Origin of the sequence: Collinsella sp. LCP19S3_D3 (assembly GCF_052121455.1) — a bacterium.
Classification (GTDB): Bacteria; Actinomycetota; Coriobacteriia; order Coriobacteriales; family Coriobacteriaceae; genus Collinsella.
In genome coordinates this window covers 1-26,948 of sequence record NZ_JBQKEF010000018.1, presented here as the reverse complement: position 1 = coordinate 26,948, position 26,948 = coordinate 1, and the positions used below count along the sequence as shown (strand labels likewise).

Here is a 26,948-nt window from a genome sequence, read left to right as displayed (position 1 = left end):
ATATTCACGACGTTGATTATATTAACTCACATCAAACGGTTTTTCATTATGTTTCGCACGAATTGTTGGACAGATGTCGTTCCTGCACGCTCGCCTGCCGGACGGGGCGGTTAAGTTTGCTGCTCTACAGTCCTGCGCAAGACGGAAAGCACATTAAGTGCTTTCCTTTGCGTGCGGAACTCGCGACAAACTTAACCGCCCCGCCTGGCAGCCGAGCTGCGGAAACTCGGTCGGTCCAGAGCAATATCGTGCGAAAGAAATTTTGGCTGAGTTTTTGTTCGCCTGGTTGATCTGGTTGATGGGGCTATCTATGCCCTCTTGTGAACTGAGGAGTATCCCGAACTATCGGCAGGAAGGAAATGTCCCTCAGTACCGGTTTACTTGAAAAAGGCGGGGACCCCTGATGGAGTCTCCGCCTTATATACAGGGGGCGATGTTATTCGCAAGCTGCGGGATTAGACCAGACGGGCGTTGATCGTCTTAGCGATCTCGGCAACGTCGGTGGAACCCTTAACGGTGGCACGGAAGCCCTCGTCCATGAGCGCCTCGGCGACCTTGGACAGGATCTTGAGGTGCGTGGTGCCGGCCTGGGCACCGGGGATGAGCAGGGCAATAGCCACGTTGACAGGAGCGCCGTCCATGGTGTCCCAACCGGTCACGCCAGAGTCGTCCTTGACGACGATGACGGCGGCCTCGGTAATGGCATCAGACTTGGCATGCGGAATAGCGAAGCCCTCCATCATGCCCGTGGTGCCCTCGGCCTCGCGGGCCAGGAAGGCGTTCATTACGGCGTCGGCGTCGTCAGCGATACCGGCCTTGACAGCCTGGTTGGAGACAAAGCTCAGGGCCTCGTCACGAGAAGCAAAATCCTCGGCGACAAAAACGTTCTCGACCTTCACGAAGTCGGAAGCCTCAGCCTTGGGGGCCTCGACGGCAGCGGCCTTGGGAGCCTCGACCGGCTCAGCGGCAGCGGCGGGAGCGGCCTTCTGTTTCTTCTCGAAGTCATACTTCTTGAAAGCAACGAACAGGATGCCACCGACCACGGCGCCGATGAGGATCGCGAGGACCCACAGCGGACCGTTCTCGACAACGGGCAGGACCAGGAAACCACCGTGAGGCGCCGGATCGTGGACGTTGAACATAATGGTCAGGATCGAGGCGATGGAGGAACCGAGCATCATGATGGGCATGACGGGCCAGATGTTCTTGGTCATGAACGGAATGGCGCCCTCGGTGATGTGGGTGCAACCAAGGATGAGGTTGACGATACCGGCGTCATGATCCTCCTGGCTGAAGTACTTCTTGCCGACGATAACGGCGAAGGTGGTGATCAGCGGCGGAACGATGCAGGCGGCGGAGACGGCAGCCATGAAGTTGGTGCCGAAGTTATAGGTGTCGGTGCCGACACCGGCAGCCAGGGCCTCGGTGAGCATAGCGGTACCGGTGACGTAAGCAGCCTTGTTGACCGGGCCGCCCATATCAAAGGCGCACATGCAGCCAATGGCAAGACCCAGGACAACAGCGCCAGAGGCAGACAGACCCTTGAGGAAGTCCATCATGGCGGTGTTAATGGCGGCCATGGGGCCGGAGATGCCGAGCATGACCAGGCCGACGATGGCGGTCGAGAACAGCGGGTACAGGAAGATAGCCTTGAGGCCGTCCAGGTTCTTGGGCAGCTTGGCAAAAACCTTCTCGAGCAGCAGGATGACATAGCCAGAGAGGAAGCCGCCGACGATGCCGCCCAGGAAGCCGAAGCCCACGCCGGCACCGCCGGCATCGATCATGCCGGTCTCGGCATTAACGGGCAGGCCCTGGATGGCGATCATACCGGCGACAAAGCCGGGAACGAGCGCCGGGCGCTTGCCGATGGACTCGGCGATATAGGCGGAAAGCACGGGAACCATGAGGTTCATGGCGATGCCGCCGATGATCTTGAGCATAGCGGCAAAGCTGTTGTAGTCGGCAGCCGTCGAGTCGAAGGACGTGATGCCCCACAGGAACGAAACGGCGGTCAGAACACCACCGGCAACGACGAAGACCAGCATGTGGCTGACGCCGTTCATGAGGTGCTTATAGATGATGTGACCGATGGACTCCTTCTCCTCGACCTCATCCTCGACATCGGCAGCAGCCGCAACCGTGTCGTCGCCCTTGGCGGCGAGAGCACGGTCAATCAGCTTGCCGGCAGCCTCGACGGACAGGGCCTTGGAAACACCGACGGAAACCATGGGCTTACCGGCGAAACGCTCCGCCTGGACATCCTTATCGGCTGCGACGACGACGGCCTTAGCACCGGCGATCTCACCCTTCGTGAGTTCGTTCTCGACACCGACCTGGCCATGAGTCTCGACCTTAATGGTCAGACCGCGCTCGGCAGCTGCCTTCTCCAGCGCCTCCTTCGCCATGAAGGTGTGCGCGATGCCGGTCGGGCAACCGGTGGCGGCGATGATGTCAAACTTAGCCATGTGTCCCTCCTTCTTGAGTACTGCGCCCGCGGGCGCTCCCCTACACGCGCTACAGTGCGCGTTTTTCAACTCCTGAAAGATACCAAGCCACCGTTTATATGAGAAGCAATCCAGCCTATTTCTCCGGTGAAAGGTTCTTTCACAACCGCAAACGGTCGATGAAAGTTTACCATCAACTTTTGAAACAGCAAGGTGTATCTTGTAATTGAAATCCCCGTATACTAGAGCGGCACACAACAAGACAGCTTTTAATGCCAACCAGGAGTCATCCATGTCCGATAGCAGCAAGAGCGCACTCTCCCTTATTAGCACGCACAAGGGATACAGCGAGTCCGAGCAGCGCATTGTCGACTATATCCTAGAGCACCAGTCCGAGGCACCGCGCCTAACAGCCGCGCAACTCTCGCGCGCCGCCGCAACCTCCGAGGCCACCGTCTCGCGCTTCTGCCGCAAGCTGGGCTTTGGAAGCTTTCGCAGCTTTCAGTTTTCGCTGGCGCGCGACCTGGAGAGCCAGCGCAACGAGGGCCTCACGGACGAGGTCTCGCTCGATAATATGGAGCAGAGCCTCAAAAACATCCTCGCCGCAAAGGTCAGTGAACTCAATGCGACCATCGATGGCATTGATCACGATACACTGGCAGCCGTCGTGCACGCGTTTAAGAACGCAGGGGCTATCGAGTTTGCAGCCGTAGGTAATACCAACGCCGTTGCGCTCGACGCGACGTTTAAGTTTTCACAACTGGGCCTTCGCTGTATGTCAAGCACCATCAGCGAGACATCAATCGGCTTTGCGCTCACGTTACGCCCCGGCGACGTTATCGTGCTGATCTCGAACTCTGGCAAGTCGCGTCGACTGAATCGCATGGCAAAAGCGGCTCGAGGCTGTGGTGCCACCGTAGTCGTCATCAGCAGCGACAGCAAGTCTCCGCTTGCTCGCCTAGCCGACTACACCTTTAATACCGTGAACCACGAGGCGCTGCTCACCACGGGCGACTTTGCGTTCTCCAAGATCAGCGCCACGATGATCATCGAGGTTATCTACAACTTCCTGCTGCCCGAAATCGAGGACGCCCGAGAGCACATCAGCTACTACGAGGAGCTTATCCAGCCGGATAAGGTCGTGGAATAGAAATTTTGGCGAGCCGACAAACGCCACTCGCCACGAAACCGGCCCATCTACTACGTTTTATCAGTATGGCCCAACCACATACCGAAAATAGAAAAACCGCAGGCGTTCTACCTGCGGTTTTCTTTTTGCAATTCAAGGCGTGGTTGCCGATAGCCTATTAAACGTAGTAGATGGTCCGGTTTCGTGGCGGCCGGGTCGAACATACATGTAACGGCTCGGCCTAAGCACGCGCTTCCTCGAGCATCTGCTTAGCGTGCGCCAAGCTTGCCTCCGATTGATCGCCGCTCAGCATACGGGCGATCTCTGCGGTACGGGCGTCCCCGGCCACCTCATCCAGATGGGTTTGGGGAACGTCGCCCGGCTCTTTGCTCACCACGTAATGTTTGTCGGCCATGACGGCGACCTGCGCCAGGTGCGTTACGACAATCACCTGATGCGTTGCGGCAAGATCTGCCAGAACGCTCGCAAGGGCGCGTGCAGTAGAGCCGCCAACACCGGCATCGACCTCGTCGAACACCAACGTATCCACGCCGTCCGCGTTACCCAAAACAACCTTGCTCGCCAACATGACACGGCTCAGCTCGCCACCAGACGCAATGCGGCGCAGGGGGCGCGGCGTCAATCCGGCACCGCTACGATACAAAAGCTCGTAGCTCGAAGGACCCGCCGGCGTCCACTCGGCGCGCGGAAGATCGCGCGAGTCCCAAACGAGCTCGGCGCCGCCCATCTCCAGGCGCGCCATCTGACGGCCAACCGCGTGGCAAAAGTGCGGGGCTGCCGTATTGCGTGCACGCTTAAGTGCCTTGGCGGCGGCGAACAGTTCGCGCTCTGCCGCGCCAAGCGCTTCGCGCGCCTTCTTAATCCGCTCATCACCATCGTCTACCAGCGACAACAGCTCTCGCGAGCTATCGCGCATGGCAAACACGTCGTCCATGGTGGGACCCCACTGACGCAAAAGTCCCTTAAGGTCGGAATACCGCTCGCGCATACGAGCCAGCTCGCGCGGGTCGAAGGCGACCCCATCTCGATAGGCACGCAGCTCGTTGGCACAATCCTCGAGCGAGATGCAGGCATCCGAAAGCGCATCGGCGATATCACCCAACTTGCGATCGACAGTAGCCATACGCGAAAGCTCCGCGACGGCACTGTTCACGGCATCGAGTGCTCCCCCTTCGGCAGCAAGCGACGCATGGGCATCGTTGGCCGTTGCCACCAACACCTCGGCATGCTCGGAGCGCGGCAGCAGCTCCTCGAGCTCCTCATACTCACCCGGCTTGGGGTCGACCTCGGCGATGCGCTCCAGAGCGAAGCGCGCCTCCTCGACACGACTCCCCTGCGCACGCGAGGCCTCTTCGACGCGACGGACCTCTTTGGCAGCTGCGCGAGATGCCTTAAGGCAAGCACGATAGCGATCGAGCGCCTCGAGCGCCGGGCGCCCCGCCCATGCATCGACCATGGCAACATGATGCGCCGGGTCGAGGAGGCGCTGGTGCTCGTGCTGGCCGCAAAGATCCATCATCACGCCGACGCGCTCGGAAAGCTCACGCACGCTGGCGATGCGGCCGTCAATTTTTACGCGGCTGCGACCCTCGGCAGAAAGGCTGCGCTGAACGGTGAAGCCCTCCGTGTCGTGCGGGCCGTCAAACAGGCGCGCCTCGACGTTGGCAAGCGTCTCGCCCTCGCGCACCGTCGACGAATCCGCGCGCTCGCCCAGAATGAGCTTAAGCGCCGAGAGCAACGCAGTCTTACCGGCGCCGGTCTCGCCGGTCAGAACCGTTAAGCCCGCGCTCGGAACCAACGTCGCCTCGCGAATGAGGGCAATGTTGGAAACCTGCAGCTCATCGATCATGACGAACTCCGTAGAACACGCGGCTCACCGAGTTATAGAAGCTCTCGGGGCCGTAATCCAGCAGCAGAACATCGCCGGGACCGCGACGCACAGCCACGCTCTCGACCGTGCCATCGCAGGTGATAAACTGTCCATCGATGGCGATCGCAGGCACGCTCGGGCGGTCATCGGACATAAAGATCTCAACGACATCGCTTGGCGAGGTCAAAAAGGCGCGGGCCTGAATGGTATGTGGGGCGATGGGCACGCAAACCATGCCCGTGTAATCGGGACTGACGATGGGGCCGCCGGCGGAAAGCGCATAGCCGGTGGAACCGGTCGCTGTCGAAACGACGACGCCGTCACCGCGCAGGCGGTCGATATGATGGCCGGACACCGTGATGTCGAACTCAACCATATCGGACAGGGGCCCGCGCGTAAGCGCCATATCGTTAAGGGCAAACGTGCGCACGACATCCTTCGTGCCATCTTCGCGCACCGAAACGATATCCGCGGCGAGGGTGGCGCGGCGACTCACATGGAGCTCACCGGAAAGGGCATCGCTCACGACCTGCAAAATATCGCGATCCTCGGGGCTCGCAGCCGTCAAAAAACCCAAATGACCATAGGAAAGGCCCAGAATGGGGATCTCGCGGTAGTTGAGAATGCGGGCGGCACGCAACAGCGTGCCGTCGCCGCCGAGCGTAATGACCAGGTCGGCATCGTCAACATCGGGCGCACGCTGGATCTTGGAACGCTGATCGGCAGCCCATGCGACCTCGTAGCCCTGGCGCGAAAGCCAAAGCTCGAGCATTAGGCCGCTCTCGACCGCCTCTTGCTTGTAGTAATTGGGAACCAGAAAGACCTTCATAGCGTTGCAGCTTTCTCGCTCAAAGCCGTTACCTGTGATTGCAGCTCATCGTCGGCACGCTCGCCAGAGGCAAACCTCGTGCCGTACAGGAAAAATTCGACGTTGCCCTTGGCGCCATGGATGGGCGACACGCACACGTCGAGCGGAAACAGGCCCTTGGCGGCAAAGAGCTCAATCGCCGCCACAAGCGTATCGCGGCGGACGGAGGGATCGGTCACGATACCGCCCTCGCCCACCAGCGCAGCCGGCGCCTCAAACTGCGGCTTTACGAGCGTGCAGAACGAACCCAAAGGCTTCAGGCACGCCAACACGGCGTCGATGATATTCGCGATACTCGTAAACGACACATCGCAGACAGCCAAGTCGATAGCGCCGCCGTAGCCAAGCTCGGGCAGTTGTGTCACGTTGGTGCGCTCATGGAGCCTCACGCGCTCGTCTTGGCGCAGCGACCAATCAAACTGAGCGCGACCCACATCGACCGAAACGACCGTTGCGGCGCCACGCTTGAGCAGGCAATCGGTAAAGCCGCCCGTGGAGCAGCCCACATCGAGGCAAGCAAGTCCCATGGGATCGATCCCAAACGCATCGAGCGCGCCCTCGAGCTTGAGCCCGCCGCGCCCCACGTAGGGAATACGGCCCTTCACGTGCAGGGGCAGACCGGGCGTCACCTTAAGGCCCGGCGAGGTCAAACGCTCGCCGCAACTCGAGACCAAGCCGGCCATAAGAGTGCGAAGGGCATCCGCGCGGCCGGCGCAGATGCCCTGTGAAATCAGTTCGTCATCGAGACGCACGCGTTTCATGAATGCCATCAACCATTCGTATCCGGAGACGCGGCCTGGCTATCCTGGGATTCGTTTGCCGCATCCTCATCGTATTCCTGCTCGAGCTTATCGGCCTCACGAGGCGTCAACTCAAACTTGTCGACCATATCGACCGCACGGGAGCCAAGTTCGATCGCCTCGTCAAACAAATCGAGCGAACGCTCCAAGGACGTATCCTTGGAGCGAACGGTAGCGATGATCTGGTCCAAGCGGTCCGAGATCTCATCGAAGTTGCGGACGGAACCCTCTGGCATGGCTACTCCTCGACGGTACCGGTCTCGACCTCGGCGACCTCGGCACCCTCGTCGAGAACGCCGGCCGCAGCCTGAGCGGCGGCAACCTTGGCGGCAGCCTCGGCGGCCTGGGCCTCCTCGCGGGCGCGGTCCTCGGCCAGCAGCTCCTGATACAGGTCCTCGCCCGGCAGCTCCTCGCTACGCGCGATCTTGCCCAGCACGCCATTGACAAACGACGCGGACTGGTCGGTGCCATAGGCCTTGGCAAGCTCTACAGCCTCGTTGATCACGATGGCGTCCGAGACCTCCTCGTCGGTGAGGAAGCGCATCTCATAGACGGCGATACGCAGCAGATTGCGATCGGCGCCGGGCATGCGCATAAGATCCCAGTTCTTGGCGATGGAGCGCAGGGCGCAGTCGATGCGGTCGATATACTCGTAGGCACCGCGGCACAGCTCCAGAGCGTAGGGGTCGAGGGGACCCTTCGAGATCAGGAAATCGCCCTCGAGGACGCGCTCGAGCGGGCTGTCCGTCGCCTCGGCCTGGAACAGCAGCTGCAGCGCCTGACTGCGGGCAAGCGTACGCCCGCGATAAACCTTAAGGCTCAAAGGTTACTCCTTGGGGAAAACGAGGCCGTCGATGCAAACGTCAACGCGCTCGACCTCGACGCCTACCTGGGCATCGATAGCTGCGACCACGGCGGAGCGAACGGCCTCGGCGAGTTTCTTGAACGGATAGCCAAAGAACACCACGACGCGCACGGTGAGTGCGAGCTTGTCGCCGATGACCTCGGCCTCTACCGGCGGCTCGGAAGCCGGGGCCTTGGACGAAAGCATCATGGAGACAAGGTTGGTGGCAAGGTCCTTGACGCCCACGGAGGCGATGCCCTCGACATCCGTGACGGCGCGCGAGACGATGGCGGTCAGAACATCGGGCGAAATACCGATGCCGTCAATCTTGATTTCCTGGGGCATGAGTCCTCCTAGAAGAGTTGGTTGCTAGACGCGGGAGACGAACTTGCCGTCGCGGGTGTCAACCTTGATGACCTCGCCCTCGTTGAGGTACATAGGGACCTGGATGACAGCACCGGTGTCGATGGTGGCCGGCTTGGTGGAACCCTGAACGGTGTCGCCCTTAAAGCCCGGGTCGGTCTGGACGATGGTGGTCTCGATGAACATCGGCGGGGTCACGCCCATGAGCTCGTCGTCGGCGAAGAGCAGCTGACAGGTGTCGTTCTCGCGCAGCCACTTGGAGTTCTCGCCCACCATGTCCTCGGGAACGGGAACCTGCTCGTAGGACTCGTTGTCCATGAAGATGTAGTCGGCGCCGTCGTTGTAGAGGTACTGGAACTCACGGGTGGTGAGCATGACGCTCTCGAACTTGGTACCGGCGTTGCAGGTGTTCTCGACGACACGACCGCTCTTGATATCGCGGGTCTTGTAGCGCACAAAAGCACCGCCCTTGCCCGGCTTGACGTGCTGGAACTCGACGATGGTGTAGACCTTGTCCTTAATGCGGAGACCGAGGCCGTTCTTGAAGTCGGCGGTAGAAATGGTAGGCATAGCGACCTTTCTTGTTATGGGTAGAACGCACAAGCGTCCAAATTACATACGAGCGAAATTATACACTTGCAGGCGGCGCCTGCGGCGAGCGCATAAAAAGAGAACGCGGGGCGCCCGAATCATTTCGGACGCCCCGCTTCCAAAATCGAACTGAATGGCTTAGCAGTCGATGACGTGCAAGTCGTGCGGGGTCTTGGTGAAGGGCTCATAGCCGTTCTCGGTGACAACACCGTAATCCTCCAAGCGCACGCCGCCCACGCCGGGCAGGTAGACGCCGGGCTCCATGGTGACAACCGAGCCGACCTCGATGATGTTCTTGCTGCGGTTGAAGTTGGGCAGCTCGTGGATGTCGATACCGACACCATGGCCCAGGCCATGGTTGTAGTAATCGCCATAACCGGCATCGCCGATGATCTTCTTGGAAAGCTTGAAGATATCGTTACCCTCGACGCCCGGATGGATAGCGGCGACGCACTCCTCGTGGGTGCGGCGCACGAGCTCGTACAGGTCGAGCTGTTCCTGCGTGGGCTCGCCCATCACGACGGTACGCGTCATATCGGAGCGATAGTCGCAGTAGCCCGCGCCATAATCCATGAGGACGAAATCGCCCTTCTCGATGACACGGTCGCTCGGGACGGCATGCGGGTTGGCGGTGTTGGGACCGCTCGCGACGATGGAGCCAAAGGCCAAGCTGTCGGCACCGTTGGCGAACATAAAGTTCTCGAGCTCGTTGCGAACCTGCTTCTCGGTCATACCGGGCTTAATAAAGCCGAGCATATGCTGGAAGGCGGCATCGGTGATCGACTGCGCGTGTCGCATGAGCTCGATCTCCTCGGCATCCTTGATGGCGCGCATCTTACGAATGTCGTCATGCATCAGCGGCAGCATGCAGGCGACGGAGCGATCCTCAAGACCACGCTGAATACCCTGGTAAAAGTTAATCTGCATGTCATCCTCGACGGCGCAGACACGACACTTGTTGGCCGCGATCTTGTCGGCAACCCAACCGGGGATGGTGCCCTCGTCCATGTCGTAGACCCAGGGGCTGCCGGCGGGCGTGTTCTCCTCAAAGCTGTTGAGATAGCGCGAGTCGGTATGGAACAGGCACTGATCGGCCGTAATAAATGCGGCGTGCGGAAACTCGAAGGTGTAATCGAAGACGCCCTTCACACCCGTGAGCCAACGGAGGTTGGCCTCATCGCGCACGACGATAGCATCGTAGCCGCGCTCGACCATCAGGGCACGGACACGCTCGATACGACCGGCAGGACCGGCAGCAAACTCAGACATTCAGATTCCTTTCTTATTGTCCTCAAAAAGAGCAGGACGGGCTTCAAACGAATAGCCGAACCACAAGCGATTCGCAACCGATTGAAAACCCGTCCCTCAAAATGATACGAAAGACGATGGATGTCAATAAAGTTAAAAAAGTTCCTTGCGAGAAGCCAGATACGCCTGCGCATGGCGTTCGAGAATCTCGTCCTCGACATTTGTCAGGCGGATGGCGCCGAGCGCCGCGGGCAGCGGCAGCATGCTGCGGTTTGAGCGGGCAAACTGCTGCTTGCGGAACTCCTCGATAAACGCGGTGGGCTCCAAGTCGAAGGCAAGCTCTTCGATGCCAAAGTCCTCCAGGCAATCGTCGACCTCAAACACATTGTCGATATCGAAGTCGCAGGCATCATGTGCTAGGCGCGCCTCAAAGCGCATACCCTCGGAAAGGAGCTGGTATGCGGGAACGTTAGCCGCGGCCTCGCCCAGGCAGGCGCGAAGGGTGCGCTCCCCTGTCTTACCAAAATCGAGTGCATGGCGAGCACTGGGGTTCGTGGCCATGAGCACGTCTTTGCGCGCGGTCTGGGACCATTGCACAGCATTGACGAGCGCGACCTCCTCGCCGGAAAGAATCTCGGGAACAGTCTCGGTAAACTGATTCCAGCGGGACTTGCTGCTCGAAAGCATGGTGCCAACAAGCACCACATAGCCGAGCTTGAGATCCTCGGGGTCCGCCTCGCGAACAAGGTCGAGGTCACACACGACCAAGCCCGATTCGGGACGGAACGCGATAGCGGGAAGCGCATTCAACGACGAGGCGACGAGCGGCTTCATGGTCGTCGCGACCGTGAGCATGGCGTCGAACGTTGTCGGCAGCAAGGCGCACTCGGTGCGACCGCACCACTGATTAGCACACCAGCTAACAACCGAGCAGGTTGCGGCATCACCAACGGCGACAACCAGATCGTCGCAGGTAATGCCGTTGGCAGATAGGGCGCCAAAGATGGCATCGGCATCGGCCAGCGTGGCACCAGCAGGCGAAACCTCAAGTGGGAGCTGCGACACGACAAAACCGGCATCAACCAGCGCATGCTCGACGACCTCGCCAAAACGCTCTGACGTGGCGTCGTTCCAAACCACCAACGCGCGCTTAGGCTTTCCCACAGCCGAGGCAAACATGCGCGACAGCTCCTCGAACGCGCCCAATCCGACGCGGACATCGACACTGCGGTTTTGAAAATTGATCAGTTGACGGCGAATCATAGCAGCCCACGCTCCAAAAGCATCTCGGCACAAAGGTAGGAAACGTCCTCGAAGGACTTGTTGCGAATATCAAGGGTAATATCGGCGGCCTGGCGATATAGCGGACGGCGATGCTCAAACAGGCGCGCGGCATGCTCGGGCGAACGGAAATCGGGACGCGTGTCGGACCGACGAATCTGGCGAATCGAATCCTCAAAGTCGCCTTCGAGATACACACAGATACCCATCTGATGCATAAGCTCAATATTCACCGGAGTCTCGACGATACCTCCGCCGCAGGAAACCAGCAGGCTGCGCTCGCTTTGGAGCGAACGGAGCGCCGATGTCTCGAGCTCGCGAAAACGCCCCTCCCCCTCGGTCTCAAAAATCTCGGTCACCGATTTACCGCAACGACGCACGACAAGGCGGTCGGTATCGATAAAGCGACGTTTGAACATAGTGCCCACGTTGCGCGCAAGCGTCGATTTGCCCGCGCCCAAAAAGCCGATAAAGAAGATATGGTCGCAGCCGTGTTTGGTGTGCTGGGACATAGCGAGACCTATTCCTCGCAGGGAAGGTCGCGCAGGGCCCGGCGCTCAAAGATACGGAAGATCTGCGTATACCACAGGTCCTGAGTGGCCTGCGGCTTTACCAGGATGGTATCGACGCCGGCGAAATTGCCGCTCCACACGTCCGTGTAGAGCTGATCACCGATCAGCACCGCCTCGTCGGCCGTGGCGCCGAGGCGCTTAAGACCCGCCTTGAGGGCAAACGGAGCCGGCTTCATGGCGTGGCTAATGGCCTCGAGTCCCAGCTCGCGTGCAGAGCTCATGACCTGGTCGCGATGCCAGTTGTTAGACACCATGCACAGCTTAAAGCCTTTGGCGCGGGCGGCGTCGAGCCAAGCGGAAACCGCGGCGGGAACCTGCTCGGTGTCGCGCGGCACCAGGGTGTTATCGCGATCGAGCAGAATGGCGCGTTTGCCGTCGGCCCACAGGGTATCAAGGTCGATGCGGTCGACGGATGCAACATATCGTTTGGGGCTGAAAATCCTCATGTTTAATTCCAAGACTGTTGGTGCTCTTCGTAGGTTTGCGAGAAGTACTCCTCGTCCTGCGTAATGTAGAAATACAGGTCATCGGAGTCAGTCGGCTCAAGCGTGGCCTTGAGTGCCTCGAGCGACGGGGAGCAGATGGGCGTGGGTGGCAGACCCTCGTGCTTATAGGTGTTATACAGGCTATCGCTCTGCAGGTCGTCAGAGGAAACCTCGCCACCGGTGACATACATCATGGTCGCATCGCTGTTGAGATAACGCAGGCCGTCGAGCTTGCCGGCAAGGCGGTTGTAGAAGACCGAGGCGACATGTGCGCGCTGCTCGGCGTTGAGACCCTCGCGCTCAACGATGGAAGCGAGATTGATGATGTCGTAATCGGACATCTCCACGCCGTAACGCTCTTTGATCTTGGCCTCGCACCCGGCAAAATCGAGAGACTTGTACTCGGTGTTGAACTGATCGAGCATGGCGCGGATAACGTCATCGGCGCTCGGGTCCATGCCCAGCGAATAGGTCTTGGGGAACAGAAAACCCTCGAGCGAATCGTTGGCGGCGCCCTTAAGGAAGCTATAGTCGTCCACGTAGTTGGAAGCCTTGGCCTGGTTGAGGAAGTCTTCCTTAGAGATGCTGTCGTAGGCCTGGGCCACACGGTCGGCGACTTGATCGACCGTTAGACCCTCGGGAATAGTAAGCGCATTGGAGCCCGCATTGGGGCCTTCCATGAGCTGCTGAACAACCTTGGTCGCATCCATGAATGTGGTGAACGAATAGGTACCAGGCTTGAGCGACATATCGGCATTGAGCTTTTTCACCGCCGCATAGTAATCCTTGGGATTTTCGACGATATGGTTCTCGGAGAGGATCGAGGCGATGGTGTCGCCCGAAGCACCGTCGGGAATGGTCACCGTAACCTGCTGACCAGCCGTAACCTTCGTATCCTCACCGGCAAAGAAGCCCTTGACGGCCGGCACGACAAAGAAAGCGATCGCAGCAAGCGCGAGCACCGCCACCACAACGCCGATGATCATGGGAACCGGAGAACTCTTCTTTTGAGCACCGCGACGAGCACGCGTGTTGTAGCTCGAGCGGGTCGCCGGAGCAACGCCATGCAAACCGCGAGCATGATGCGAAAGCGATTGGGTAGCCTGCGTTCGCTGGGCAGGTGCCTGCTGCTTAAAGCGGGTACCGCCTGCAGGCTGGGCCGTACGAGCGGTGGGCTGCTGAGCCGCGCGAGAAGCAGGATACTGAACCGAACGAGCAGAAGGCTGCTGACCCGTCCGTTGAGCCGGTTGGGCCGAACGAGCGAAGGACTGCACCGGGCGCGCGCCAGGCTGAGCTGCGCGCTGCGTCGGCTGTGCCGGACGCTGGCCAGGCTGGGCAGGGCGCGACGCGGTCTGACGTGTACGATTCGGCTGGCGCGGATCGGAAGCGCTAGGCATGCGAAACCTCCTCGTTTTTACGATCGAGCCATGTCTGCAAGAACAGGCTGGCGGCAATCATGTCGATCTTGCCCCTCATCTGCTTTTCGTTGAGGCCCTGCTCGCGCAGGATACGCTTTGCCTCTTGCGAGGACAGACGCTCATCCTCAAACTCGAGCGGAAGATCGAGCTCGTCGGCGATCTTTTGCGCCACGGCGGCAACGCGCTCGGCCTGGGGGCCAGGCTCACCGGCCATGGTCAAGGGACGTCCGCTTACCAGGATGTCGGGCTCATAGTCCTCAACCAGGTAACGGAACGTCTTGGCCATACCGGTGACCTCGGCGGCCGGGAGTACCTTGACAGGCATCGCCATCTTGCCATCACGGCTCGAGACGGCAATGCCAATCCTGGTCTCCCCTATGTCCAGTGCGAGCGCGACCACAGCGAATACTTCGGTTCTTAGGCGCCCAGCGCGGTCTTAGCGGCCGCGAGGGCATCGGCGATACCGGCGGCGTTCTTGCCACCGGCCTGGGCCATGTTGGGACGGCCGCCACCGCGACCATCGACCAGGCCCGCGATCTGCTTGATCACGTTGCCGGCGTGGAAACCGGCCTTGACGGCGTCATCGGAGCCGGCGGCGAGCAGCGCCGGGGTGCCCTTCTCGGTCACGCTGGCGACGACGCAGGCGACAGGGCCGGAAACCTTCTGGTGCACGGTATCCCAGACGTTGCGCAGGTCAGCAGCCTCAAGGCCCTGGAGCTCGGCGACAACGAGCTTGTAGCCATCGAGCTCGAGGGCGCCCTCGATAGCATTGGAGATAGCGTCGGAGGAGCCACCGGTCAGGGCCTTCTTGAGCTTATTGGACGTCTCGCGCAGCTCGGCCTGCAGGTTCTCAACGCGGGCGGGAACCTCGTCAACGCGGCACTTGAGCGCAGCGGCAGCGGCGTCAACGAGTGCCAGGCGGTCGGCCATGTAGTCGAGGGCGCCCTTGGAGGTCACGGCCTCGATACGGCGGACGTTGGAGCCCGTGGAGGACTCGGAGATGATCTTGAACAGGCCGATCTCGGCAGTGTTGGCGGCATGCGTGCCACCGCAGAGCTCGCGAGAGAACGGCTGGTCCTCGGCGCCCACGGAGACAACGCGGACGACGTCGCCGTACTTCTCGCCAAAGAGGGCGACAGCACCGGCGGCCTTGGCCTCGTCGATGCCCATAACGCGGGTAACGACCGGCTTGGAAGCGAAGATCTGCTGGTTGACCAGGTCCTCGACAGCCTTGAGCTGCTCGGAGGACAGGGCCTCAAAGTGCGTGAAGTCAAAGCGCAGGTGCTCGGGCGTCACCAGCGAGCCGGCCTGGGAGACATGCTCGCCCAGGACCTGCTTAAGCGCGGCGTCGAGCAGGTGGGTGGCGGTGTGGTTGCGACGCAGGAAGCCGCGGCGCTCGGCATCGAGCACGGCGGTCATGGTAGCGCCGACGGTCAGCGTGCCCTCGGCAACGTGGGCGACGTGAGCATACAGGCCGTTGTGGTTCTTGGTATCGGAAACTGTCAGCGCAACGCCCTCGGCAGAAAGCTCACCGGCGTCGCCCTGCTGGCCGCCCATCTCGGCATAGAACGGGGTGCGGTCGAGCACGACCTCGACGTCCTCGCCGGCGGCAGCGGACTCGACGGACTCGCCGTTGCGCACGATGGCGACAACCTTGGCACCCTCGATGACGTCGTTGTCATAGCCGTCGAACTCGGTCGCGGCAACTTTGTCGGAAAGCTCGACCCACACGTCGTTGAAGCTGCCCCAAGCGTCGCCCTTGGCGTTGGCGCGGGCGCGGGCCTTCTGGTCCTCCATGCAGGCGGTAAAGCCGTCCATGTCGACGTCGTGGCCAGCGGTGCCGGCGATCTCGACGGTCAGGTCGATGGGGAAACCAAAGGTGTCGTGCAGCTTAAAGGCAACATCGCCCGGAAGGACAGCGCCGTCGGCGAGCGCGGCCAGGGCCTCGTCCAGGTAAACGCGGCCGTTGTCGAGCGTCGTGGAGAAGCGCTCCTCCTCGGAGGCGACGATACCCTTAACGAGCGCGACGTTCTTGAGCAGCTCGGGATAGGCCTCGCCCATCTGAGCGTTGACCTCGTCGATGAACTTGGTCAGGAAGGCGCCCTCGATACCCAGCAGGCGACCGTGGAACACGGCGCGGCGGAGCAGGCGGCGAAGGACGTACTCGCGGCCCTCGTTACCGGGGAGGATGCCGTCCGAGATCATGAAGTCGACGGCACGGGAGTGATCGGCGATGATACGCAGCGAGCGGCTGGCACCGGAGTAATCGTCGGCGTCATAGGTCTTGCCGCTGATCTCCTCGCCCAGCTTGATGAGGTGCTGCATCAGATCGCCGTCGTAGTTGGCGGTCTTGTGCTGCATGATAGCGGCCATGCGCTCCAGGCCCATGCCCGTATCGAGGTTGCGGTGCGGCAGCTCCGGCATGGAGCCGTCCTCCTGGCGGTCGTACTGGGTAAAGACGAGGTTCCAGAACTCCAGGAAGCGGTCGCAGTCGCAGCCGGGCTTGCAGTCGGGGCTGCCGCAGCCGACCTCCTCGCCCATGTCAAAGTAGATCTCGGAGCACGGACCGCAGGGGCCGGTGGGGCCGGCGGCCCAGAAGTTGTCGTCCTCGCCCAGACGCGAGATGTGATCCTCGGCAACGCCCAGAGAGCGCCACACGTCATGGGTCTCGTCGTCCTCGGTAAAGACGGTGAAGTACAGGCGGTCGAGCGGCAGCTTGAACTCCTTGGTGATGAGCTCAAAGGCCCAAGCGCAGGCCTGCTGCTTGGAGACGCCGCCAAAGGAGAAGTCGCCGAGCATCTCAAAGAAGGACAGGTGACGGCCATCCTCGCCGATGCAGTCGATGTCGTTGGTGCGGACGCACTTCTGGCAGGAGATAGCGCCGATCTCCTTCATGGTCTTCTTGCCCTGGTAATACTCCTTAAACTGGTTCATGCCGGCGTTGGCAAGCAGCAGCGAAGGATCGTCGGGGACGAGGGACGAAGAAGGATAGAGCTTAAGACCGCGCTCCTCAAAGAAGTTGAGGAACTTAGAGCGGATCTCAGCCGTAGTCATTGACGGGTAGTCAGCACTCATAGAGGGAATCTCCTCGGTTTCACATCGAAACAGTTCAAACGTAACGATATTACCATCCCACCGCGCCTGTGCAAAAAAGAGGGTCGCCAAACAGCGACCCTCCAGCGAATTTGCACGTTATTGCCTATGAACTTGAACTTGAAATGGCTTACTGTTCATCATCGTCCATGGAACCGTCGATGCCGGTATTGGTATCGTCGTCCGAGTTGGAATCGTCGTCCTTGGCGAAGGGATTCTTGAAAAAGCCCGTAGCATCGGGCTGAAGGCCCGAGAGCTTGATCCAGGGGTTATCGAGCTCGGGTTTGGGCATGGCCTGAGCCTCGGGCGCAGTCTCGTTACCGATGAGCTCGGACTCATAGATGAACGTATCGTCTCCAAGCGCGTCATAGGCGGCAACCGGGTTGCCCTCGGTATCGCGATAGGGCGTGCCCTTAAACACGGCGCCGTCGTATGCCACGAGCTGGCGGCCGGTCTCGTTCTCAAAGTAGTAAACGAAAATGCCCTTGAGGGCCGCGCACAGCGGAATGGCGATAACCATGCCGATGGCGCCCATAAGCGCCGAACCGATAACGAGTGCCGTCAGGCTCATGATGGGATGCACCTGGACCGAGCTCTGCATGACTTTAGGCGAAATGACGTTGTCGGTGACATTTTGTGCCACCATGGTCACGACCAAGGTCCACAAAGCCAGCATCGGGCTGAACATAAAGCCGAGCACCGTGGCGATCGCCGCACTCACCCAGGGACCGACAACCGGAACCAAGTGCATAATGCCCGTAAAGATGGCCATGAGTGCCGCGTAGGGATGGCCAATGAGCGTAAAGCCGATAAAGGCGAGGATGCCACCGCAGATGGACGTCACGACCATGCCACGCATATAACCGCCGACCGAGCGCGAAAGAATCGCAACCATAAAGCGGTACGAGGTCTCCTTTTCCTGCCCGATGATGGTGCAGACCTCGTGGTGCATACGGGGATAGTCGCAGGCCAACCAATAGGCAAGCACCAGACCGAGGAAGATGACGAACAGCTGCGAGGCCGTATTGGTAATGAACGGGAATACACCGCGACCAAGCTCAGCGGCAATCTGAGACACATACTTGGACGCCACGGTAACCAGCGAAGAAAGATTATCGTCCAGATACTCTTTGAGCGGCGTGTTGTTGAGCGTCTTGGCATGCGAGACCATCTCGTTGAGATCACCGCCCGCAACACGAAGCTGCTCAGGCAGGCGGCTCAGGACTTCCATGATCTGGCCAAAGAGAATCGGCGACAAGATGCAAACGACACCGACGAGCACAGCAACGACCACGATCAGCGCGATAAGCGAACCAATGCCACGGTTGACGCCGTGATGCTCGAGCCAGTTAGTAATCGGCGACATCACAAAAGCGATGATGGAACCGACAGCTAGAAACTCGATAACCGGCGCCAAGATACCCATAAGGTTAAAGATGACGGCGGCGATGACAATGCAGCCGACGACGGCCCAAATGCGAAGCGTCAGAATACGGGTATCGCGCAGCGCGCGATCGGTTTGTTGGGGGTGTTCACTCATGAACGAACCATCACTCCGTCGGGGTCGATCTTGTCCTGAACCTTCTTAAGGGTACGGCGCAGCAGGCGCGAGACCTGCACCTGCGAGATGCCCAGCTTCTTGGCGATCTCGATCTGGGTCATGCCCTTTACGAAACGCAGCTCGATAACCTCGCGCTCGCGCGGCGAGAAATCGCGGATGGCCTCCTCAATCACCAGGCGGTCATCGGTGAAGTCGAGCTCGTTGTCGTCGTCGGCGTAGCGGTCGAGAATTGAAGGCGCGTCGTCAGAATCGGACGCACCGGGGGCCTCGATGGGCACCGAGGTATAGGCCGAGGACGATTCCATGGCCTCCAGCACCTCGTCAACGGTCACGTCTAGGTACTCAGCGATTTCCTCAACCTTAGGCGAGCGCTGCAGCTCGTTAGTGAGCTTGTCGGTGGCCTGGTTAACCTTGGCAGAGAGCTCCTGTAGGCGACGCGGAACGCGCACACTCCAACCCTTGTCGCGGAAGTGACGCTTGATCTCACCCAAGATAGTGGGCGTGGCAAACGTGGTGAACTCAAGTCCGCGCTCGGGGTCAAAGCGGTCGATAGCCTTGAGCAAACCCAGATAGCCGACCTGCATGAGGTCGTCGAGCGGCTCGCCGCGATTCTTAAATTTGTTGGCAAGAAACCTTACCAGGTTCATATGGGACATGACGAGCTGCTCGCGGGCGTCCGGATCACCGGTCTCTTTGTAGCGACGAAACAGCTCGCGGGTTTTCTCCTTGTCCCAAGCGGTCTTACCGCTCCGGGAACGTTCGGTCATATTAGATATCCGCCTTGAGATCGAGGGAAAGCGTCAGAGGCGCCGCAGTCTTTTCGTAGGAATCGCACACGCTTGCCAGAATGAGCTCGGCATATACGGCGGCCTGGTCATCCTCATCGACAGTCGCCTGGTCGCCAAAGGTGAAGGTCATGCCCACGTGAGACTCATCGACATCGAATTTGATCGAGATAACGTCAGAATCAACGGCCGTGCAGCCAAAGATGAAGGCCTCCTCGGCAGCCATACGAATGTCCTCGATGCGATCGACGGACATGGAACAGAGCGCGCCGACATTAGCCGCCGTCATGCGCACCAAGCGTGCCAGACGCGGATCCCCGGCAACAGTCAGCGTGATAGAGCAAGTTGCTTCACTACTCATCGCAGGACTCCTCGGAGGTCTCGGCGGGCGTGTAGGTGTAATACCGGGCTGCTTTAGCAGCAGGCTTCTGTGCATCATCGTCACCAGCAGCGGCATCGTCCCCGGCTTCGCCAATCAGGACACGCTCGGTCGGCTGCTCGGCTTCGGCGGCAGCGGAAAGATTGCGCTCGGCCTCGACCGCGGGAGCCTTCACCTTGTTAAAGAGTTTCTGAACGGCACCGGCCGCAGAGTCGGTCACACTCGACACGGCATTGCTGGCCTCGGCCATACTGCCCGTAACCTCGGAAATGTCGCGAACCACGGCTTCGACCTCTACGAGATTGGAGGTAAGGGCGTCGACGGCGGTCTTGCTCGACTTGAGGAGCGGCTCAACCTGCGCCAGCGCGGGGGTGAGCTCATCGACGGCGCCATCGAGCTTTGCTACCACGGGCTGAGCCTCGGCGATGGTGTTGTTAAGGTCGCTCACCGTCTTGTCGAGCGAATCAACGACAGTGCGGGTCTTTCGCAGCGTGAGCGCGAGCTCGATGACAGCCCACACGCCGGCAACGGCGAGCAGCAGCAGGGCGATTTGGATGGGACTCATACAAGCCTCCCGAAGGAATCGAAATACAGACGCTGTTCATGGTACCCCAAAGGGGACCGAACATGCCAAGAGCAGCAACGTGAGACAAAATTACCAGCAGCTACTTCGGTGCATTCCCGCTACGGTCGCGCTCGCTTTGCTCTACACGCCACTCTTCCCAGCCGCGGCCGGCAGGCTGCCAAAACGCGCCGCGCTCCAGCCCCTCGGGCAAATAGCGTTGATCGACCCAGCCTTCGGGATAATCATGCGGATACTTATACACACCGTATTCGTCGCTGCCCGGGCGATGACGATCGCGTAGATAGCTCGGCACCTCGCGCAGCCCACTTGAATGAATATCGGCCAACGCCGCATCAATCGAGGCCTCACACGCGTTGGATTTTGGCGCCAAGCACACATAGAGTGCAGCCTGAGCCAGATTAATGCGGCACTCGGGATAACCGATGACCTCGGCAGACTTAAACGCGGCATGCGCCACCAATAGCGCCTGCGGGTCGGCGTTGCCAACATCCTCAGAGGCCTGAATCATAATACGGCGAGCGATAAACTTAGGGTCCTCCCCCGCATCGATCATGCGCGCGAGCCAATAGATTGTGGCATCGGGGTCGCTGCCGCGCATAGACTTAATAAACGCGCTGATGATGTCGTAGTGCATGTCGCCGTTTTTGTCATACGAAAAACCACGGCGCGGATTGGCAATCTTTACGTCATCCACGGTAATGGGATAACGCTCCCCCGCCGCCGGCGCTGGCGTTCCCTCGGTATCGGGACGCGTGACGGCAATCTCGCTCGCAAGCTCGAGCGTCGTGAGTGCCGAGCGAGCGTCACCCGCAGCCAGCGTGCAGATGGTCTTAACCGTATCCTCATCGGCGGAGAACTTGCCGTTCAAACCCTGCGGCGCCTCGAGCGCACGCTCGATAAGCGTGGCGATATCCTCGTCCTTTAAATGTTCAAGTTCCACCACGCGACCGCGCGAGAGCAACGCCGAGTTGACCTCGAAGTACGGATTCTCCGTCGTGGCGCCAATCATAATGACGGTACGGTTCTCAACCGCATGCAGCAGGGCATCCTGCTGCGACTTGGAGAAGCGGTGAATCTCGTCGATGAAAAGAATCGTGCGACGGTCGTACGTATTCAGGCGCGTCTTGGCCTCGTCAATCACGCGGCGCAGGTCCTTCACAGTGCCCGTCACGGCGCTGACCTCGACAAACTCGCTCTTGGTATGGTTGGCGATAATGTGGGCCAGCGTCGTCTTGCCCGTACCGGCCGGCCCATACAGAATCACACTCGACAGCACGTCATGCTCAATCGCGGCACGCAACCACGAGCCCTTACCGACGGCCTTTTGCTGGCCCACGTACTCGTCGAGCGAATTGGGCCGCATGCGCACCGCAAGCGGCGCATTCTGAAAGGAACGCTCACGCGTCGAAGCAGAAAAAAGGTCGTCCATAGCCATCCCGTGCATCAATCAAAAACGTTTTCCATGAACAGTATACCGAATATATACGAACTACCGTTCGTTAATATAGGTACGGTGCGGAAACATCAATCCCGGGAACAGCTTGCTCGTGAGCTCGCAGAAATAACCGTCCGTCATGCTCGCAATGTAATCCACGACCGTCTGCTCCTTATCGTCCTGCCATGCATAGGTGCGATCGTAGTAGGAAAGCTGCTGCTCAATGCGAGAAATGTGGTGCTTAAAGATATACGAGGACTCGTCGCCTTCGTTTATGTCCCGCAGGCAACGGTCATAGAGCTTTTCGAAGGCCTCGCGCAGCTCCGCTTCGGAATCGCCTTCTATGCCGCCCTTGCTATAGATCTTCTCGTAGTTCTCGCGCTTGGCCCGGCGGATCTCCTCAAACAGGTCCTCGCTCATCTCGATGCGCGGCTTGCCATAGCTGTGCTCGACGATATCAATAGAGGCATGCGTAAGGATCCAGCTGTTGTATGCACCGCCCAGGTCATCGTCAAAGGCGTCGGGTGACAGCAGGCCCGCCGCAATGGCGTCTTGGCGATCGCGCCCAACGTAGGCAAGGATATCCGAGATGCGAACCACGCAGCCCTCGAGCGTCATGGGGCGCAGGTGCTCAATTGCGCTATAACCCGTGGCAATGCATTCCTCGACGGTTCGGTCGAACTGGTTAAAGGAACCCATGTCCGAAAGCTCAAAAACACGCTGTTCGTACTCGCCGTTGTGACACAGTACGCCATCGAGCGTCTGGAGCGACACGTTGCGGCCGTACAGCGCGTCGAGCACGCGAACGGATTGTACGTTATGGAAAAAATAGCGACCCGTTCGCTCGTGATAGATATCGTTGAGGAAACGCTCACCGGCATGGCCAAAGGGCGTGTGGCCCAAGTCGTGGCCTAAGCCAATCGCCTCGATCAGATCGCAGTTGAGCCCCAGAGCACGCCCGATATCGCGAGCGATGCGCGAGACAAGCTGCACGTGCAGTCCGCGGCGCGACAGATCATCGTTGCTGCGAAAACTGAAGACCTGCGTTTTGCCTGCATAACGTGTGTATGCTGGCAGATGCAGAATCTTTTCGATATCGCGCATAAAGGCCGGACGCATAAGCGTGCCCTCGTCTGCGGCCCGATCGACACGGCGGATGGCCTGGTCGTCACCGCATCGATAGGGATTAACGACACCCGAGGCGCGGTCGGCGGCAATGCGCTCGACCAGCTTGGGCGACAACGCCGCGGGAATGCGATCCAGGCGCGCCTTGATGGCGGCTGTCTGTTGATTGATTGCCATGGCATGCTCCTTAAAAAGGGCGCGCAAACGGTTACAGCGTACTACCCACGAACTCGATTATGGCAAATATTGGCACCAAAAACGGCAGCAAAGGCAGCGAGCGCGATTTTACGATGAGACAGGCGGCGGCAAGGGTCAGAAGCGCAACTGCAAACGCGACGACGCCGCTCAGGGAATCGAAGGTGCAAAGGGCAAAGAGCGCCTTGGCATCCCCCATGCCAATGCCGGGGGCATGGCGAAGGCGACGCCAGAGTGACTCAGTAAGCACAAGGGCAAGGTAGACGATGACCGCAAGACCGGCGTGGTCAAGCGCCATGTTAACGCCCTTGTCGAGCCAGACGCCTGCAAACGCCGCCACCGCACACGCGCCGGCAAGCTCATTGGGAAACCGCCGCTCGCGGGCGTCAATCGCCGCGCCGGCAAAGATGCAAATCCAAAACGGGATATAGAACATCGAAACCCCTCAACTGAGCGCTCAAACGTAAAACCACCGCAAAGGTTCTATCCCCTTTGTGGTGGTTTTGATGGTGGTTATTTGGCGCCCTGCATGACCTCGTCGAGGGTAACGCTTACGGCGTGCTGCGTCGGCACCCAGTCGACCTTCAAGAACAGCGCTGCCACCGTAATGGGGATATAGCTGAACATAAAGATCGGGAAGGTAAACAGGTTGGTTACCAGACGCCACTTTTGCGCGCAGTGAATATGCTTGTATTCAAAGATAGTCGTGAGCAGCGCCAGGATAAAGAAAGTCTGGTACATCATAGCGAAGGTCATAATGAGCGAAGCGGCACACGCCTGCATCTCGACTTCGGTAGCCAAGAAACCGTGCGAAAGGCCGCCCACGATGAGGAACGTCGCATTAGCGAGCATCGAGATCAGAGAGAGCAGCATGCCCGGTGCGATCGTCATAAACATGTCGTAGGCGGCAAAGCGATGATAGCGGAAGGTCGATTTGACCAGGTGCTTACCGTACGTAAAGAACACCTGGTAGAAGCCCTTGGTCCAACGCATACGCTGTTTCCAGGATGCCTTAAACGTCACGGGCTGTTCGTCAAAGAACTCCGCCGGCGCATAGCCAATGCGAATGCCGTGAATGGCACAGAACGTGGTGAACTGAATATCCTCGGTCAGCGTGTGGAACTGCCAGCCGTGCATACCCTCGATAACGCTGGCGGAGATGAGGTAGCCCGAACCCGAAACGGCGCAAGACGTCTTACAGATGTTGCGCGCGTTGTTGAGAAAGCGTGCCTCGCGCAGATACCACGTGGCATTAGCTGCCGAGATCCACGAGCTGCCAAAGTTCTTGGAATTGCGATAGCTCGTAACAACATGGAAGCCCTGGTCAAAAGCATCGTTCATCTTGGACACGTAATCGCGGGCGATAACGTTATCGGCATCGAAGATAAAGTAGCCTTCAAACGTATCGGGATACTCGTTAAGGATGCGGTCGAAGCCATAGTCCATGACCCAGCTCTTGCCTTTACGGGCCAAGTCATTGCGCTCATAGACGACGGCGCCCGCCTCGCGCGCGAGCTGCGCCGTGTTGTCGGTGCAGGCATCGGCGACCACGAAGACCTCGATAAGCTCGGACGGATAATCTTGGTCTTTAATGGAGCGCACGAGGTTGGCGATCACGGCCTCCTCGTTATGCGCCGCGATAAAGAAGGCATAACGATGGAGCTTCTTGGCCTTGGGAGGCGCGACCTCACCACGGAGAGCGCCGATGACAAAGAAGACCACCTGGTACAGAAAACAGACCGTAAGCAGCGTGACGACAATCTGGTTGAAGATCACGATGGGTGTGTTGGTTTGTAAAAAGGCGAGCATGCAGGCTCCCATGAACGCGTGACGTAAACAACCGTATATCTTACCGCAGGCTTACGGAGTTCAAGAAACCACCTAATACTGGCTAGACCTCGAGCAGACCGAGCTGAGGGACGATTTCGTTGCCAGCGGCAGTGCGGCCGAGCGAACGCGGGGCCAGATCATCCAGAACCGCCGCAAGATCCCATGGCAGCTCGTCACGGCACTCGATGTGCTCCCCCGTCACGGGATGATCGAACGCCACACGCCAGGAATGCAGGAACTGCCTAGTCAAACCCTGATCGGCACGAGCATCGCACTTGCCATAGAGTGGATCGCCCACGCAGGCGTGGTTGATATGGCGCATGTGAACGCGAATCTGATGCGTGCGGCCGGTAAACAGGTGACACTCGACAAGCGTGTAGCCGTCGTCGAAACGCGTGGAATCAAAGCGCTCAAGGACCTTAAAGGTCGTGATGGCCTGGCGCGCAAAGGGGTCATCGGAAACCGCCATCTTCACGCGGTCGCGCGTGGAGCGAGCGATACCAGTATTGATAGTGCCCTCGTCCATGGCAATGTGCCCATGAACGAGCGTAATGTAGCGACGGTCGAGGGTACGCGTGCGGATGAGATTTTGGAGCGCACGCTGGGTGTCGTCATCTTTAGCCGCGAGCATAAGGCCCGAGGTATCGCGATCCAGACGATGCACGATGCCGGGGCGGTCCTCGCCCTGCACGGTGCCAAGATGGTCGATGCCGCAGTGATAGACCAGGGCATTCGCAAGCGTACCGCTCTCATGACCATGCGCAGGATGGCACACCAGGCCGCGCTGCTTGGAGAGCACCATGAGATAGTCGTCCTCATAGCGAATGTCGAGCGGGATGGCCTCGGGGATCACGTCGGTCGGGTCATGCGGCTCGGGCAGGTCGACCGAGATGCGGTCACCGGAGTGTACGGCATACTTTTTTGATAGGCAGGTCTCGCCGTTGACGGCAACGGCGCCCCCCTCGATCAGATGCGCGCAGGCAGAGCGCGTGGGGCAGCCATCGTTGGCGCCCAGATAGGCGTCGAGACGTTGACCGGCGCAATCGTCGGCAACGAGAATATGGATGTCGGCCATTAGCGCTCATTCCTTTCGCGAATCTTGCGGGCACGCTCCCCACGCTGCTTAGCTTTACGTTTGGCGCGGGCCTCGTCACGGGCATTGAGCTCGGCGGTCGCATCGACCTCGCGAGCGGCGGGACTCAAGAACATGTATCCGATGAGCGCCAGAACGACACCGGCGGTAATGCCGATATCGGCCACGTTAAAGACGGGGAAATCAATGAAGGTAGTGGCAATAAAATCAGTCACAAAGCCCATGGCCAGGCGATCGATCGCGTTGCCGATGGCGCCGCCCGCAACCATGGCCATACCCACGACCTCTAGGCGAGCGAGCTGAGGAGCACGGAGCAAGTACACGGCAATGGCGGTAATGGCCGCAAGCGCCAGCACGGCAAACGCTATGCCATGGCCCTCACCCATGCTAAAGGCAGCTCCGATATTGCGGACAAACACAAAATCGATCACGCCGGGGATAACAGTCATATGCAGGGCATCGCCCACGGCACGAACCGCAAGCTTGGTCAGCTGGTCAACAAGCAACACAAAGAGCGCCACCCCACCAGCAACACCCAACCGCCAACGCAAAGGCGGCGTCATATCCCCAGTACGACCCAAATCAATCCCCTACCCTCAAAACAATCGAATTCCATTTAACGCGAATAACCATCTTATATTGCCATACGCAGAACGCACGACATATCCACCAATGCGACAAAGGGGCCGTCCCCTTGTCCCTTCACCGGGTAGTCTTTTTGGGACGGGGCTTTTTTAGCTACCCAGTCCAGCGCTTTCGAAGATTAAGTCCTTATTTGAGGTAGGGTAGCTAAAAAAGCCCCGTCCCAAAAAGACTACCGACAGACACTATGACCCAATCCGAGGGCACTAAAAAGATAGGAGCCCCCGCTCGTGACCGCGGGTCGGGGCTGCGACAATGATGTTGAAGTGCCATAGGCGCAGCCGCGCCGC

At 59.6% G+C, this 26,948-nt stretch carries 26 protein-coding genes; 1 reads left to right on the top strand and 25 read right to left on the bottom strand.

What is annotated here, in order from left to right; all coding sequences use genetic code 11:
• Window positions 1–455: 455 nt before the first annotated feature.
• Window positions 456–2,465, bottom strand: coding sequence for a fructose-specific PTS transporter subunit EIIC (locus ACTQXM_RS07530; protein ID WP_441537470.1), 2,010 nt, complete (start codon window positions 2,463–2,465; stop codon window positions 456–458).
• 271 nt (window positions 2,466–2,736) lie between these two features.
• Here ACTQXM_RS07530 and ACTQXM_RS07525 point away from each other — a divergent pair, with 271 nt between their 5' ends.
• Window positions 2,737–3,594 (top strand): MurR/RpiR family transcriptional regulator, encoded by an 858-nt coding sequence (locus ACTQXM_RS07525; protein ID WP_441537469.1) that lies wholly within the window; start codon window positions 2,737–2,739, stop codon window positions 3,592–3,594.
• 220 nt (window positions 3,595–3,814) lie between these two features.
• Here the strand turns inward: ACTQXM_RS07525 and ACTQXM_RS07520 are convergent, their stop codons facing one another.
• The 24 genes from ACTQXM_RS07520 to lspA all read right to left on the bottom strand — a co-directional run bounded on the left by ACTQXM_RS07520 (window position 3,815) and on the right by lspA (window position 26,597).
• Window positions 3,815–5,443, bottom strand: a complete 1,629-nt coding sequence (locus ACTQXM_RS07520) for a DNA repair protein RecN (protein ID WP_441537468.1) — start codon at window positions 5,441–5,443, stop codon at window positions 3,815–3,817.
• A complete protein-coding gene (locus ACTQXM_RS07515; RefSeq protein WP_427728169.1) occupies window positions 5,433–6,293 on the bottom strand; it encodes an NAD(+)/NADH kinase in 861 nt (286 codons plus the stop codon). The genes ACTQXM_RS07520 and ACTQXM_RS07515 overlap by 11 nt, the downstream gene beginning before the upstream one ends.
• Window positions 6,290–7,093 carry a TlyA family RNA methyltransferase gene (locus ACTQXM_RS07510; RefSeq protein ID WP_441537476.1) on the bottom strand — a complete coding sequence of 268 codons (804 nt, stop codon included), beginning with the start codon at window positions 7,091–7,093 and terminating at the stop codon, window positions 6,290–6,292. Before ACTQXM_RS07510 ends, ACTQXM_RS07515 begins: the two co-directional genes overlap by 4 nt.
• Window positions 7,094–7,101: 8 nt before the next feature.
• A complete protein-coding gene (locus ACTQXM_RS07505) occupies window positions 7,102–7,368 on the bottom strand; it encodes an exodeoxyribonuclease VII small subunit (RefSeq protein ID WP_154515533.1) in 267 nt (88 codons plus the stop codon).
• Window positions 7,369–7,370: 2 nt separating this feature from the next.
• Window positions 7,371–7,955: a transcription antitermination factor NusB gene (gene nusB / locus ACTQXM_RS07500; protein ID WP_427717322.1), complete on the bottom strand. Its 585-nt coding sequence runs from the start codon at window positions 7,953–7,955 to the stop codon at window positions 7,371–7,373.
• 3 nt (window positions 7,956–7,958) lie between these two features.
• Window positions 7,959–8,321, bottom strand: a complete 363-nt coding sequence (locus ACTQXM_RS07495) for an Asp23/Gls24 family envelope stress response protein (RefSeq protein ID WP_154515527.1) — start codon at window positions 8,319–8,321, stop codon at window positions 7,959–7,961.
• A gap of 24 nt (window positions 8,322–8,345) precedes the next feature.
• A complete protein-coding gene (gene efp / locus ACTQXM_RS07490; protein WP_154515524.1) occupies window positions 8,346–8,909 on the bottom strand; it encodes an elongation factor P in 564 nt (187 codons plus the stop codon).
• Window positions 8,910–9,068: 159 nt separating this feature from the next.
• Complete coding sequence (locus ACTQXM_RS07485; RefSeq protein ID WP_427717316.1) at window positions 9,069–10,199, bottom strand: M24 family metallopeptidase; 1,131 nt, start codon at window positions 10,197–10,199, stop codon at window positions 9,069–9,071.
• 132 nt (window positions 10,200–10,331) lie between these two features.
• On the bottom strand, window positions 10,332–11,441 hold the full coding sequence (locus ACTQXM_RS07480) for a hypothetical protein (protein WP_441537467.1): 1,110 nt from the start codon (window positions 11,439–11,441) through the stop codon (window positions 10,332–10,334).
• A complete protein-coding gene (locus ACTQXM_RS07475; protein ID WP_441537466.1) occupies window positions 11,438–11,971 on the bottom strand; it encodes a shikimate kinase in 534 nt (177 codons plus the stop codon). Before ACTQXM_RS07475 ends, ACTQXM_RS07480 begins: the two co-directional genes overlap by 4 nt.
• 8 nt (window positions 11,972–11,979) lie before the next feature.
• Window positions 11,980–12,477 (bottom strand): YqeG family HAD IIIA-type phosphatase, encoded by a 498-nt coding sequence (locus ACTQXM_RS07470; protein WP_117646451.1) that lies wholly within the window; start codon window positions 12,475–12,477, stop codon window positions 11,980–11,982.
• A 2-nt stretch (window positions 12,478–12,479) separates the two neighbouring features.
• A complete protein-coding gene (gene mltG / locus ACTQXM_RS07465) occupies window positions 12,480–13,913 on the bottom strand; it encodes an endolytic transglycosylase MltG (protein ID WP_441537465.1) in 1,434 nt (477 codons plus the stop codon).
• On the bottom strand, window positions 13,906–14,334 hold the full coding sequence (gene ruvX, locus ACTQXM_RS07460; RefSeq protein WP_035138185.1) for a Holliday junction resolvase RuvX: 429 nt from the start codon (window positions 14,332–14,334) through the stop codon (window positions 13,906–13,908). Before ruvX ends, mltG begins: the two co-directional genes overlap by 8 nt.
• A gap of 17 nt (window positions 14,335–14,351) precedes the next feature.
• Complete coding sequence (gene alaS / locus ACTQXM_RS07455; protein WP_441537464.1) at window positions 14,352–17,009, bottom strand: alanine--tRNA ligase; 2,658 nt, start codon at window positions 17,007–17,009, stop codon at window positions 14,352–14,354.
• 148 nt (window positions 17,010–17,157) lie between these two features.
• The gene (locus ACTQXM_RS07450) at window positions 17,158–18,567 is read right to left on the bottom strand and encodes an AI-2E family transporter (RefSeq protein ID WP_441537463.1); all 1,410 of its coding nucleotides are present in this window, start codon (window positions 18,565–18,567) and stop codon (window positions 17,158–17,160) included.
• Window positions 18,564–19,355 carry an RNA polymerase sigma factor SigF gene (locus tag ACTQXM_RS07445; protein ID WP_427717298.1) on the bottom strand — a complete coding sequence of 264 codons (792 nt, stop codon included), beginning with the start codon at window positions 19,353–19,355 and terminating at the stop codon, window positions 18,564–18,566. Before ACTQXM_RS07445 ends, ACTQXM_RS07450 begins: the two co-directional genes overlap by 4 nt.
• A gap of 1 nt (window position 19,356) precedes the next feature.
• Window positions 19,357–19,734 carry an ATP-binding protein gene (locus tag ACTQXM_RS07440; RefSeq protein ID WP_154515503.1) on the bottom strand — a complete coding sequence of 126 codons (378 nt, stop codon included), beginning with the start codon at window positions 19,732–19,734 and terminating at the stop codon, window positions 19,357–19,359.
• Window positions 19,727–20,317: a hypothetical protein gene (locus tag ACTQXM_RS07435; RefSeq protein ID WP_441083346.1), complete on the bottom strand. Its 591-nt coding sequence runs from the start codon at window positions 20,315–20,317 to the stop codon at window positions 19,727–19,729. Before ACTQXM_RS07435 ends, ACTQXM_RS07440 begins: the two co-directional genes overlap by 8 nt.
• A 100-nt stretch (window positions 20,318–20,417) precedes the next feature.
• Complete coding sequence (locus ACTQXM_RS07430; RefSeq protein WP_118237456.1) at window positions 20,418–21,767, bottom strand: replication-associated recombination protein A; 1,350 nt, start codon at window positions 21,765–21,767, stop codon at window positions 20,418–20,420.
• A 60-nt stretch (window positions 21,768–21,827) separates the two neighbouring features.
• On the bottom strand, window positions 21,828–23,075 hold the full coding sequence (locus ACTQXM_RS07425) for a deoxyguanosinetriphosphate triphosphohydrolase family protein (RefSeq protein WP_441537462.1): 1,248 nt from the start codon (window positions 23,073–23,075) through the stop codon (window positions 21,828–21,830).
• Between the two features lie 31 nt (window positions 23,076–23,106).
• Window positions 23,107–23,529 carry a prepilin peptidase gene (locus tag ACTQXM_RS07420; RefSeq protein ID WP_441537461.1) on the bottom strand — a complete coding sequence of 141 codons (423 nt, stop codon included), beginning with the start codon at window positions 23,527–23,529 and terminating at the stop codon, window positions 23,107–23,109.
• Between the two features lie 77 nt (window positions 23,530–23,606).
• Window positions 23,607–24,902, bottom strand: coding sequence for a glycosyltransferase family 2 protein (locus tag ACTQXM_RS07415; RefSeq protein ID WP_154515488.1), 1,296 nt, complete (start codon window positions 24,900–24,902; stop codon window positions 23,607–23,609).
• An 82-nt stretch (window positions 24,903–24,984) separates the two neighbouring features.
• Window positions 24,985–25,998, bottom strand: coding sequence for an RluA family pseudouridine synthase (locus ACTQXM_RS07410; protein WP_441537460.1), 1,014 nt, complete (start codon window positions 25,996–25,998; stop codon window positions 24,985–24,987).
• Entirely contained in the window at window positions 25,998–26,597 is a 600-nt protein-coding gene (gene lspA, locus ACTQXM_RS07405) for a signal peptidase II (protein WP_441537459.1), read from the bottom strand. Before lspA ends, ACTQXM_RS07410 begins: the two co-directional genes overlap by 1 nt.
• Window positions 26,598–26,948 lie beyond the last annotated feature (351 nt).